The organism is Streptomyces sp. NPDC058195, from assembly GCF_042883525.1.
Classification (GTDB): Bacteria; Actinomycetota; Actinomycetes; order Streptomycetales; family Streptomycetaceae; genus Streptomyces.
Genome location: NZ_JBHVVM010000001.1, coordinates 201095 through 213299, shown reverse-complemented (window position 1 = coordinate 213299; position 12205 = coordinate 201095). Strand labels below are relative to the sequence as shown.

8 protein-coding genes are annotated in these 12205 nt (G+C 72.1%); 4 read left to right on the top strand and 4 right to left on the bottom strand.

Going from position 1 to position 12205, the window contains the following annotated elements:
- Window positions 1-5: 5 nt before the first annotated feature.
- Both ACFVWY_RS00955 and ACFVWY_RS00950 read left to right on the top strand, forming a co-directional pair.
- Window positions 6-683, top strand: a complete 678-nt coding sequence (locus tag ACFVWY_RS00955; RefSeq protein ID WP_389866309.1) for a class I SAM-dependent methyltransferase — start codon at window positions 6-8, stop codon at window positions 681-683.
- A 221-nt stretch (window positions 684-904) separates the two neighbouring features.
- Window positions 905-2773, top strand: a complete 1869-nt coding sequence (locus tag ACFVWY_RS00950; RefSeq protein WP_389865785.1) for an NHL domain-containing thioredoxin family protein — start codon at window positions 905-907, stop codon at window positions 2771-2773.
- 318 nt (window positions 2774-3091) lie between these two features.
- Here ACFVWY_RS00950 and ACFVWY_RS00945 read toward each other — a convergent pair whose 3' ends face one another.
- From ACFVWY_RS00945 to ACFVWY_RS00930, 4 genes are all read right to left on the bottom strand, one after another.
- A complete protein-coding gene (locus tag ACFVWY_RS00945; RefSeq protein ID WP_389865783.1) occupies window positions 3092-6124 on the bottom strand; it encodes a BTAD domain-containing putative transcriptional regulator in 3033 nt (1010 codons plus the stop codon).
- Between the two features lie 160 nt (window positions 6125-6284).
- Complete coding sequence (locus tag ACFVWY_RS00940; RefSeq protein ID WP_389865781.1) at window positions 6285-7583, bottom strand: M18 family aminopeptidase; 1299 nt, start codon at window positions 7581-7583, stop codon at window positions 6285-6287.
- A 73-nt stretch (window positions 7584-7656) separates the two neighbouring features.
- Window positions 7657-8250, bottom strand: a complete 594-nt coding sequence (locus ACFVWY_RS00935) for a hypothetical protein (protein ID WP_389865779.1) — start codon at window positions 8248-8250, stop codon at window positions 7657-7659.
- 401 nt (window positions 8251-8651) lie between these two features.
- Window positions 8652-10478: an acyl-CoA dehydrogenase gene (locus tag ACFVWY_RS00930; protein ID WP_389865777.1), complete on the bottom strand. Its 1827-nt coding sequence runs from the start codon at window positions 10476-10478 to the stop codon at window positions 8652-8654.
- Window positions 10479-10652: 174 nt separating this feature from the next.
- Between ACFVWY_RS00930 and ACFVWY_RS00925 the strand changes: the two genes are divergently transcribed.
- Window positions 10653-11093, top strand: a complete 441-nt coding sequence (locus tag ACFVWY_RS00925) for an SseB family protein (RefSeq protein ID WP_148836880.1) — start codon at window positions 10653-10655, stop codon at window positions 11091-11093.
- A gap of 150 nt (window positions 11094-11243) precedes the next feature.
- Complete coding sequence (locus tag ACFVWY_RS00920; RefSeq protein WP_389865775.1) at window positions 11244-12200, top strand: pirin family protein; 957 nt, start codon at window positions 11244-11246, stop codon at window positions 12198-12200.
- Window positions 12201-12205: the final 5 nt, after the last annotated feature.

Here is a 12205-nt window from a genome sequence, read left to right as displayed (position 1 = left end):
AGGTAGTGACTGACGCTCGCAGCACCGCATGGGACACGTACTCGCAGAGCAAGCCCCAGCGGCGGAAGACCAACGCCAGGGGCGAGACCACGTGGTTCAACTGGACCCAGTACCCGGACCACGGCCTCAGGGCCGATGTGCTCCAGCTCAACCCGGGAGACAGCGCACTCGACCTCGGGTGCGGGTCTGGAGGGAACGCCGCTCATCTCGCAACGCTCGGCATGACGTCCGTCGGGATCGACCTCTCCGCCAAGCAGCTCGACAAGGCACGCGAGCGGTGGCCGGGCGTGGACGGGATGGAACTCCACCAGGCCGACGCCCTCACCTACCTCGGAGACACGTTCACGATCTTCGATGCGGTCTACAGCGTGTTCGGCGCTGCCTGGTTCACCGACCCCGGCCTACTGCTGCCGGTCGTTCACGCGAACCTCAAGCCGGGTGGTGTGTTCGCCTTCTCCCAGCGGCCCCCGGTTGAAGGGTGCTACGGCTGCCAGGCGTCCTACATCCCGCGCGGGCCCGAAGAAGACCCCGCTGTCGTCAAGAGGTGGGACTACGACCCCGATGTGTGGGCGCTGATTCTCAAGGAACACGGCTTCGTGGACGTGTCAGCGTCTGTGCTTGCCCCGCCCCCGGGAAGCCGCCGCACAGGCACCCTGTTCGTCCGGGGCATCCAAGGAGGCTAAGGGCTACTGGCCTGAACCGACGAAAGCCTCCGACAGCCACCCGTCACGACAGCCGCTGGGGCGGTGGTCAGAAGCGCTCCGGCCAGTCACTGACCGGGCATATGGCCTACCTCCGAGAGTTCTCCGAGGTCGCCGTGGTGGAGCGGGCCCCGTAGCTGCGCATGGCAACGGCGTCGTACGGCCGTGATCCGGTGTTCATGGGCCAATGGCAGGCTTGAAACATGAACGATGCTGCCCCAGCGCCCACCCCCGCGCCCGCACCCCGCAAGCGTGCCCGTGTCCGTGCCCCCGAACTGGTCGGCAAGGGCGGCTGGCTCAACACAGGCGACCAGCAGTACACCCTCGCTGACCTGCGGGGACGGATTGTGGTCCTGGATTTCTGGACCTTTTGCTGTGTGAACTGTCTGCATGTTCTCGACGAGCTCCGCGCGCTGGAGGAGAAGCACCGCGACACCCTGGTGATCATCGGGGTGCACTCGCCGAAGTTCGTCCACGAGGCGGACCACCGGGCCGTCGTGGACGCCGTCGAGCGGTACGGAGTGCACCACCCGGTCCTCGACGACCCGGAGCTGGCGACCTGGAAGCAGTACGCCGTACGGGCCTGGCCGACGCTCGTCGTCATCGACCCCGAGGGCTATGTCGTCGCGCAGCACGCCGGTGAAGGCCATGCGCACGCCATCGAGAAGCTGGTCGAGGAGCTGGAGGCCGAGCACGCGGCGAAGGGCACGCTGCGGCGCGGCGACGGCCCCTATGTCGCACCCGAGCCGGTCGCCACGCATCTGCGCTTCCCCGGCAAGGCCCTGTCACTGCCGGACGGCGGATTCCTGGTCTCCGACACCACCCGCCACCGTCTGGTCGAGATCGGACGGGACGGCGAGACGGTCCGCCGTCACATCGGAACGGGGAGCCGGGGGTTCACCGACGGCGGCCTCGACGAGGCCCGGTTCTCCGAGCCGCAGGGCCTGGCCGTACTGCCGGACGGCCGGATCGCGGTCGCCGACACGGTCAACCACGCCCTCCGCGCCTTCGACCCGGCCACCGGGGAGACCAGCACGCTCGCCGGTACCGGCCGCCAGTGGTGGCAGGGCTCGCCGACCTCCGGACCGGCCCGGGAAGTCGACCTCTCCTCGCCCTGGGACCTCGCCTGGTTCGCGGACCGGCTGTGGATCGCCATGGCGGGCGTCCACCAGCTGTGGACGTACGACCCCGGGAACGGGCGCGTCGAAGTGGCGGCGGGGACGACCAACGAGGGCCTGGTCGACGGACCGGCCGCCGAGGCGTGGTTCGCCCAGCCGTCCGGGCTCGCCGTCTCCGCCGACGGGGAGCGGCTCTGGGTCGCCGACTCGGAGACCTCCGCGCTGCGGTACGTCGAACGGGACGGGACCGGCTTCGCCGTCCGTACGGCCGTCGGCAGCGGCCTCTTCGACTTCGGGCACCGCGACGGGGCCGCCGGGCAGGCCCTGCTCCAGCACCCGCTGGGCGTCACCGCCCTGCCGGACGGGTCCGTCGCCGTCTGCGACACGTACAACCACGCGCTGCGCCGCTACGACCCCGTCGGTGACGAGGTCACCACCCTGGCCACGGATCTGCGCGAGCCCAGCGACGCCGTGCTGGCCGACGGCGATCTCGTCGTCGTCGAGTCCGCCCGCCACCGGCTGACCCGGCTGCGCCTGCCCGAGGAAGCGGTCCGCGTCGCCGACCGGGCCCACCGCACCCAGCGCGCGGCCACCGGGATCGCCCCGGGCACACTCCGGCTCGACGTGGTCTTCCAGGCGCCCGCCGGACAGAAGCTCGACAGCCGGTACGGCCCCTCGACCCGGCTGCTGGTCTCGGCGACCCCGCCGGAGCTGCTCGCGGGGGGTGCGGGCGCCGGTACCGATCTCTTCCGTGATCTGGTCCTCGCCGACGACGTCACCGAGGGCGTGCTGCACGTGTCGGCGATGGCGGCGTCCTGCGACGACGACCCGGCGAACGAGTACCCGGCCTGCCACGTCCACCAGCAGGACTGGGGCGTACCGGTCAGGGTGGAGGCGGCGGGGACGTCACGGCTGCCGCTGGTGCTGGCGGGCATGGACGACGAGCGGGACTGAACCCGCTCCCCGCTCCCCGCTTGCTGCTCCCTGCTTCGCGCTTCCCGTTTCCCGCTTCGCGCTCGAAGGCGACGACGGCGGCGGCTCGGGGCGGGCGGAGCCGGGGCCGGGGCCGGAGGAGGTGCCCAGAACCCGTCGGCGCCGCCGCGCGGCTCGGCCGTCGCGCGGCCGGTGGTCCGCGCGGCCGGTGGTCCGTTCGGGCGGGGGGCGGCGCTGGTGCCGGGGCGACGCCGGTGTCCTGGGCGCCGGGCGCGCCGGGCGCCGCCCCGGGGCTGCCGCCGCTCCGGTCGATCCGGCCCCCGCGGGCCCTCGGACCGGTCAGCCGTTGTCGGTGAGCCGTCGCAGCGCCTGGTCGTACCGCTTGCGGTACTCCGGCTGTGCCGTCACCCGCAACAGCGCCTCAAGGGCCCGTACCGCGCCTTCGTCGTATCCGGTCCGCTCCGCCTCTCCGGCCGCCGTGTCCAGCAGCCGGATGCCCTCTTCCTCCTCGCCGAGCGCCAGCCGGGCCTCCCCGCTGGTCGTCAGCAGCAGCACCCGCCGGGCGACTTCCTCCTGCTCCGGCCCCAGGTCGAGCGCGGTCTGGGTGGACACGAGGGCCTCGCGCGGCAGGTTCGCGGCCAGCTGCATCCGGGCGAGGTGCTGGAGGGCGAGCATCTCGGTGTGCGCGTCCCGCTCCTCGCGGGCCAGTCCGACGGCCTGCTCGCACCCCTCCAGAGCCGTGCCCAGCTCCCCCAGCTCGGCCTGGACGACGGCCAGGTTGATCAACGCGGTCGCCTCGCCGAGCCGGTCACCGGCCTGCCGGGCCAGACCGGGCGAGCGCTCCAGCAGGGCGACGGCCTCGGCGGTCCGGCCCTCCTCGGTCAGCACCCAGCCCAGCAGGTTCAGCACCCGGGACTCGGCGTACGTGTCGTGCTCGGCGCGGGCCGAGTCCAGCGCCAGCTCCAGCAGCGGGGACCAGCTGTCCCGCACCCGCCACACCATCTGGGGCCACTGGAGCAGGATGATCCGCCACGCCCGGTCGTGGAACCCGGCGGTCCGGGCCGCGACGGCGGCCAGCGCCAGTTCGTCGCGCTCGGCCGCCAGCCAGTGCATGGCCTCCTCGCGGTTGACGAAGTCACGTACGGCGCGCGGGCCTTGGTAGTCCTTCGGCAGTACGAAGCAGGGCTCCCCGCCCGGTTCGGCCGTGTCGGCGGCGGCGAGCGCGGTGGCGATGTAGTGGTCGAGGACGCCGACGAGGGACGCGGCCCCCGCCTCGGGGGCCATGGCGCGGGCGTAGAGGCGTATCAGGTCGTGGAGCACCCAGCGTCCGGGCGTCACCTCGGCGACGAGGTGGGCGGCGGCGAGCCGTTCCAGCGCCGCCGCCGCGACGACCGGGTCGGTACCGGCGAGCGCGGCGGCCGTGTACGGGTCGAAGTGGCCGCCGGGGTGGTGACCGAGCCGGGCGAGCTGGTGGACGGCGTCCTGCGGCAGCTGCTGCACGGTCAGCCGGAGCGCGGCCGAGACACCGGTGTCGTCCACGTCGAGATACGTCAGCCGGCTGCGCTCGTCCGCCAGTTCGTCGGCGATACCGGCCAGCGTCCGGCTCGGACGCCCGGCCAGCCGGGCCGCGGTGACCCGCAGGGCGAGCGGCAGCCCACCGCAGAGCTCGGCGAGCCGCCGGGCCGCGACCGGTTCGGCGAGCACCCGGTCCTCGCCGAGCACACCGGCCAGCAGGGCGGTGCTGTCGGTGGGTTCGAGCACGTCGAGCGGGACGGGCCGGGCCGCGTCCGAGGCGATGAGACCCTCCAGCCGGTGTCTGCTGGTGACCAGCGTGACGCAGTCGGTGCCCCCCGGCAGCAGCGGCCGGACGATGGCGGAGTGGCGGGCGTTGTCGAGCACGACGAGCAGGCGGCGCCGGTCGGTCAGCGAACGGAAGAGCGCCGCCGAGGCCGCCACGGACTCCGGGACGCGGCGCGGCGCGACGCCGAGCGCCAGCAGGAACTCGCGCAGTACCTCGATGAGCGCGGGCTCGCCGGTGTCGCTGAAGCCGCGCAGGTCGGCGAAGAGCCGCCCGTCCGGGAAGGCGGCCGGACTGCGGTGCGCCCACTGGAGGGCCAGCGCGGTCTTGCCGACCCCGGCCGGGCCGGTGATGAGGCAGACGGGGGCCTCGCCCGCCGCGGCCCGGGTGAGCGCGGCCAGCTCGGCGGTCCGTCCCTGGAAACCGCGGGGGGCCCGGGGCAGCAGATCGGTGGGGTGCGGCTCGCCGACCAGGCCCGGCACGGGAAGCGGCCGGAGCGCCGACGCGGCGGCGGGCGCGGCCGTGGGGCTCGTGGCGGTCGGCGGTGTCTGTGGTGCGGGCGTGGCGCCGCGGCCTGGCACGGCCGGCCGGTCGGCGTCCGGGCGGGCGGCGGGCACGGACACGCTCCCGGCTCCCGCGCTCCCGGCACCGGAGCTCCCGGCTCCCGCGTTCCCGGCACCGGCGTTCCCGGCACCGGCGTTCCCGGGATGACCGCTCCCGGCGCCGCCGCTGCCCGTACCGCCGCGGGTGCCGCCGCCCCTGACCGGGCCGTGTGCCGGGGCGAGTTGCCCGGTGGGCGCGTTCCGTCCGCTCTCCCGGCCCGCGTCCGGACCGGAGTCGCCGCGCAGGATCAGTGCGTACGCGTCGGCCAGCTCGTGCCCCGGGTCGATGCCCAGCTCATCGGCGAGCAGCCGCCGTGTGCGGTGGAACCAGTCCAGCGCCTCCGACTGGCGTCCCGCCCGGTAGAGCGCCGTCATCAGCGCCGCGGCCAGCGATTCCCGCATGGGATGCCCGACGGCCTCCGCCCGCAGCACCGCAGCCGCCCGGTTGTGCTCCCCCAGCGCCCCGTAGGCGCGCGCCAGTTGCTCGACCGTGGCGAGCCGCGACTCCTCCAGCGAGTGCGCGGCGGCCTGGAGCGGCCGTCCGGTGAACGCGCCGCTGAGCGCCGGACCCTGCCACAGGGACAGCGCCTCCTTCAGCATCAGCACCGCGTCGGCCGGGCTGCGCTGCTCCCGGGCCAGCGTCAGCAGCTCCTCGAAGCGCTGCGAGTCCAGCAGGGTCTCCGGCAGCCGCAGCACATACGCGTCGCCCAGCGTGACCAGCTCCACCCCGTACGCCTCCGCGTCCGCGCCGACCAGCAGGGCGCGCAGCCGGGACACATGGCCCTGGATGACGCTGCGGGCGTGCAACGGCGGGGCGTCGTCCCAGAGCGAGTCCATCAGTCTGGTGATGGAGACGGGGGTGTTGGCGGACAGCAGCAGCGCGGCGAGCAGGCTGCGGCGCTTGGCGGGGCCGAGCGGCAGCGGTCCGGTGAACGTGTCGACCGATACGGTGCCGAGCAGCCGGAACTCCACGAGAGGATTCCCTTCCGGGCGGGATGCGCCCGGACCGGGCACGGCGAAAGCCCCAGGATATCGGGGGTGCCGGGACACCGACGACGGAACGTGCCGGATCGGCGGGGCGCCGTGCCGCCGGGGAGACGGCGCCCCGCCGGACCGTCCGGGGGCGGGCGGGTCAGCCCGCCAGGAACGCCGCCACCGCGTTGGCCAGCAGGTACGGGTCGTCCACCCCGCACAGCTCACGGGCGCTGTGCATCGACAGGATCGCGACGCCGATGTCCACGGTCTGGATTCCGTGCCGCGCGGCGGTGATCGGGCCGATCGTGGTGCCGCAGGGCATCGAGTTGTTGGAGACGAAGGTCTGCCACGGCACGTCCGCCTTGCGGCACGCCTCCGCGAACACGGCCCGGCCGCTGCCGTCGGTCGCGTACCGCTGGTTGACGTTGACCTTGAGGATCGGCCCGCCGTTGACCACCGGGTGGTGGGTCGGGTCGTGGCGCTCGGCGTAGTTGGGGTGGATCGCGTGCCCGGTGTCGGAGGAGAGGCAGACGGTCCCGGCGAAGGCGCGGGCCCGGTCCTCGTACGTGCCGCCGCGCGCGAAGACGGAGCGCTCCAGCACCGTGCCGAGCAGCGGGCCGTCGGCACCGGTGTCGGACTGCGAGCCGTTCTCCTCGTGGTCGAAGGCGGCCATCACCGGGATGTACGGCAACGACTCGTCCGGCTGCGCGGCGACGGCGCCGAGCGCGGCGGTCGCGGCGTGCACGGAGAGCAGGTTGTCCATCCGGGGCCCGGCCAGCAGCTCACGGTCCCGGCCCAGGTAGGCGGGGGCCTCGACGGCGTGCGGCATCAGGTCCCAGCCGGTCACGTCCGCCGCGTCGACGCCCACCTCGTCGGCGACGAACCGGATGAGGTCGCCCTCCTCGACGTCCCCGAGCCCCCAGATCGGCTGCATGTGCTTCTGCCGGTCGAGCTTGAGCCCGTCCGGGTTGGCCGACCGGTCCAGGTGCACGGCCAGCTGCGGGACGCGCAGCAGCGGCCGGTCGATGTTGACCAGCCGGTGCGTGCCGTCGTTCAGCGAGATCCGGCCGGCGAGACCGAGGTCGCGGTCGAGCCAGGTGTTGAGGAGCGTTCCGCCGTAGACCTCCACGGCGACCTGCCGCCAGCCGTGCGCGCCGAGGTCGGGGAGCGGCTTGACCCGCAGGTTCGGCGAGTCGGTGTGCGCCCCGACGATCCGGAACGGGGTGTGCGCCGCCGCGCCCTCCGGCACGTACCAGGCCACGATCGCGCCGCCGCGCAGCACGTACTTGCCTCCGCTGGTCCCGTCCCAGGCCGCGGTCTCCTCGACCTGCCGGAACCCGGCCCTCTCCAGGCGGGCGGCCGCGGTGGCCACGGCGTGGTACGGGGAGGGGGAGGCCATCAGGAAGGCCATCAGGTCGTCGGTGTGCCCGCGGTCGAAGCGGAGGGAGGAACTCATGTTCCTCACTGTAACGAGAGCGGCCCGCCCGCTCTCACCGCCGTCACCGGCTCGGGACGGGCTCGGTACCGGCTCAGTTCTCCGGTACGGCCGCCGTGGGCTTCTCGCCGTCCTGGGCCTGCTGCGCGCGGGCGGCGAACATCTCCGCGAAGGCCCTGACCTGTTGATCGGGAACGACCGACTTGCCCGGGGTGCCGGTGCTCATGCCGAGCACGGTCGTCCCGACCCGGACCTGTGTGATCGTGGCCGGTCCGCCCAGGGTTCCGACCTCGGCGCGGTTGGCCTCGCGCTCGGCGCCGAGGCCGCCGAGGTCCACCTTCTCGGCATCCAGCCCGACCCGGTCCCCGCCGTACCACTCGGCCAGGAGGTCGTACGCGGTGTCCGCCGCCTTCTCGTCCTTGTAGGCGAGGATCCAGAAGTCCAGCGTGATGCCGCCCGGCTTGTGGGTGAAGGCCGAGGTGCCCCAGAAGGCGACCCCGTCGCAGGCGGCCTTCTTCCCGGTCACGCAGACCCGCGGCGGGTACTCCGCGACGGGCTTCTGCGCCTCCGGCTTCATGTAGTTCCGCCAGCCCGGCACGGCCTTCGCGTCCGGCAGGACCGAGGCGGCCTGCTTCTGGTCGAGCGCCGTCGCCCGGGTGTCCCCGCCCCCGCAGCCCGCGAGCAGCACGGCCGCCGTCCCGGCCGCCAGGAGCCCCTGACCCCGTCGCCGTCCTTGTCGCGCCCCCACGAAACCCCTGCCGCCCACGAGCGACACCCCCCTCTGGTTGCCTGCCGTCCGATCCTAGGGTCTGCCCGGCCGCGGCCCACGGGGCGCCCGTACGTACGACGGCACCGCCGCCCGGGAACATGTCCGGGCGGCGGTGCCGAAGCGGTACGGAGCCGTCGCGGCTCCTGGAACGCGGGTCCTAGGGCCTCTCGTTTGGATCATGCCGGGCTCGCGGGGGGCCGGCACGCACATCTGCCGCGTTGTCGTCAGTCACCGACGCTCCGCGTCGGCTCCTTCCTCCGACTTGCAGCTGCACGCACCAGCCCCCGCTCCCTGATCCAGCCTGATCCAAACGAAAGACCCTAGAACGCGGCCTCGTCCAGCTCCATCAGGGAGTTGTCGACGGCCTCGGCGAGCGCGCGCTCGGCGGCGACGCCCGGCAGGACGTTCGCGGCGAAGAACTTCGCGGCGGCGATCTTGCCCTGGTAGAAGGCCACGTCCTTCGGGGAGGCGTCGCGCAGCTTCTCGGTCGCCACGGCCGCGCCCTTGAGGAGCAGGTAGCCGACGACGACATCGCCGGAGGCCATCAGCAGGCGGGTGGTGTTGAGGCCCACCTTGTAGATGTTCTTGACGTCCTCGCCGGTCGCGGTGAGGTCGGTGATCATCGTGCCGACGATCGCCTCCAGGTCGACGGCGGCCTTGGCGAGCGAGTCCAGCGCACCGGCCAGTTCCTCGTTGCCCTGGGCACCGGCGAGGAACTTCTTGATCTCCTCGGAGAGGGTGTTCAGCGAGGCGCCCTGGTCGCGGACGATCTTCCGGAAGAAGAAGTCCTGGCCCTGGATCGCCGTGGTGCCCTCGTACAGCGTGTCGATCTTGGCGTCACGGATGTACTGCTCGATCGGGTACTCCTGGAGGTACCCGGAGCCGCCGAAGGTCTGGAGCGACTGCGCCAGCTGCTCGTAGGACTTCTCGGAGCCGTAGCCCTTCACGATCGGGAGCAGCAGGTCGTTGAGGCCGTGCAGCGCCTTGGCGTCCTCGCCCGCGGCCTCCTTCTCCTGGATCGCGTCCTGGACGGCGGCGGTGTACAGCACCAGGGAGCGCATGCCCTCCGCGTACGCCTTCTGCGTCATGAGGGAGCGGCGCACGTCGGGGTGGTGCGTGATGGTGACCTTGGGGGCGGTCTTGTCCATGAACTGCGACAGGTCCGAGCCCTGGACGCGCTCCTTGGCGTACTCCAGCGCGTTCAGGTAGCCGGTCGACAGGGTGGCGATGGCCTTCGTGCCGACCATCATCCGGGCGAACTCGATGATGCGGAACATCTGGCGGATGCCGTCGTGCCGGTCACCGATCAGCCAGCCCTTGGCGGGGTGGTTGTCGCCGAAGGTCATCTCGCACGTGTTGGACGCCTTGAGGCCCATCTTGTGCTCGACGTTGGTCGCGTAGACGCCGTTGCGCTCGCCCAGCTCGCCGGTGGTCCAGTCGAAGTGGAACTTCGGGACCATGAAGAGCGAGAGGCCCTTCGTGCCGGGACCGGCGCCCTCGGGGCGGGCCAGCACGTAGTGGATGATGTTCTCGGACATGTCGTGCTCGCCCGAGGTGATGAAGCGCTTCACGCCCTCGATGTGCCAGGAGCCGTCCTCCTGCTCGACGGCCTTCGTGCGGCCCGCGCCGACGTCCGAACCGGCGTCCGGCTCGGTCAGCACCATCGTCGAGCCCCACTGCCGCTCGACGGCGATCTCGGCGATCTTCTTCTGCGCGTCGTTGCCCTCCTCGAAGAGGATGCCCGCGAAGGCCGGACCGGAGGAGTACATCCACACGGCCGGGTTCGCGCCGAGCAGCAGCTCCGCGTAGGCCCAGATCAGGGAGCGCGGCGAGGTGGTGCCGCCGATCTCCTCGGGCAGGCCCAGGCGCCAGTACTCGGAGTCCATGAACGCCTGGTACGACTTCCTGAAGCTCGCCGGGACCGGGGCCGTGTGGGTCTCGGGGTCGAAGACCGGCGGGTTGCGGTCGGCGTCCGCGAAGGACTCGGCCAGCTCGTTCTCCGCGAGACGGTTGACCTCGTCGAGGATGCTCTTCGCCGTCTCGACGTCCATCTCGGCGAACGGGCCGGTGCCGTACGTCCTGTCGCGGCCGAGGACCTCGAAGAGGTTGAACTCGATGTCGCGGAGATTCGACTTGTAGTGCCCCATGGAAGGCTCCGTAATCAATAGCAGTGGCGTACGGCGCCCCCGGGGAGGGGGACGCGGGCCGGGCGGGCGACGAGCGGGCGACGCGCATATCAGCTGACCTCTACGATGATGCTACCCGCCAGTAATAAGGCGCAACCCCTCAAGGCCCCGATGTGTCCGATTACTCTTTGGGGCATGTACGGCTACGACCAGAACCCGGGTGCACAGCAGCAGATGGGTGGCGGCTACGGCGAGCAGCCGCTGTATCCCGAGCCCTCGCCGCCGTCCCTGGGCGACGCGGTACGGGCCTTCACCACCGGCTCACTGTCCGCCGAGGACTTCCAGCAGATCTTCGCGACGTCGAAGGTCTACTGTCCGCGCGGCGACAATCCGGGCTTCCTGGCGCTGCACAACACCCAGCAGCCGGTGATCCCGATGTTCACCACGCTCAAGGAGCTGCGGCGGTATGCGGGCAAGGAGTCCAAGTACTTCGTGATCACCGGCGCCGAGGTGATCGATCTGCTGCCGACCGGCTACGGCTTCGTCCTCGACATGGAGGGCGAGCACCGCATGGTCTTCGACGCGAAGGCCGTGGAGCAGATGGTCGACTTCGCGATGCGCCGCATGTACGGCTGACATCCGGCTTCCCCGGGGCCCGCACCGCTCGTCGGTGCGGGCCCTTTTCCGTTGCCGGGGCGGTGCGGGGCCCCGCCGGGAATGAAGTGCGCCTTGCGAGATGTTCACCATTCAACTAAATTGGCAGAACGATCCCCGGAGGTGGCTCCCATGCCCGCAGTGACTGTCGAAAACCCGCTGACCCTGCCCAAGGTCGCCGTCCCGGCCGGCGCGGCGGAACGTCCCGTGCTCGCCGTCACCACGGCGCCGAGCGGATTCGAGGGCGAGGGCTTCCCGGTGCGCCGCGCGTTCGCCGGGATCAACTACAAGCACCTCGACCCGTTCATCATGATGGACCAGATGGGTGAGGTGGAGTACGCGGCCGGCGAGCCGAAGGGCACGCCCTGGCACCCTCACCGCGGCTTCGAGACCGTGACGTACCTGATCGACGGCAGCTTCATCCACCAGGACTCCAACGGGGGCGGCGGCACCATCCAGAACGGCGACACCCAGTGGATGACCGCCGGGTCCGGCCTGCTGCACATCGAGGCCCCGCCGGAGTCCCTGGTCATGTCGGGCGGCCTCTTCCACGGCCTCCAGCTCTGGGTGAACCTGCCCAAGGCCGACAAGATGATGAACCCCCGCTACCAGGACATCCGTGGCGGCCAGGTCCAGCTGCTCACCACCCCGGACGGCGGCGCGCTGCTCCGCGTCATCGCCGGTGAGCTCGACGGGCACGAGGGCCCCGGCATCACCCACACGCCGATCACGATGATCCACGCCACCGTGCGCCCCGGCGCCGAGGTGACCCTGCCGTGGCGCGAGGACTTCAACGGACTCGCCTACGTGCTGGCCGGACGCGGCACCGTCGGTGCGGAGCGCCGTCCCGTCCACCTGGGGCAGACCGCGGTCTTCGGCGCTGGTTCCGCGCTGACCGTCCGGGCGGACGAGAAGCAGGACGGTCACACCCCGGACCTGGAGGTCGTGCTGCTCGGCGGCCGTCCGATCCGTGAGCCGATGGCGCACTACGGGCCGTTCGTGATGAACAGCCAGGCGGAGCTGAAGCAGGCCTTCGAGGACTTCCAGGCCGGCCGTCTCGGCACCGTGCCCGCCGTCCACGGGATGTGATCCGG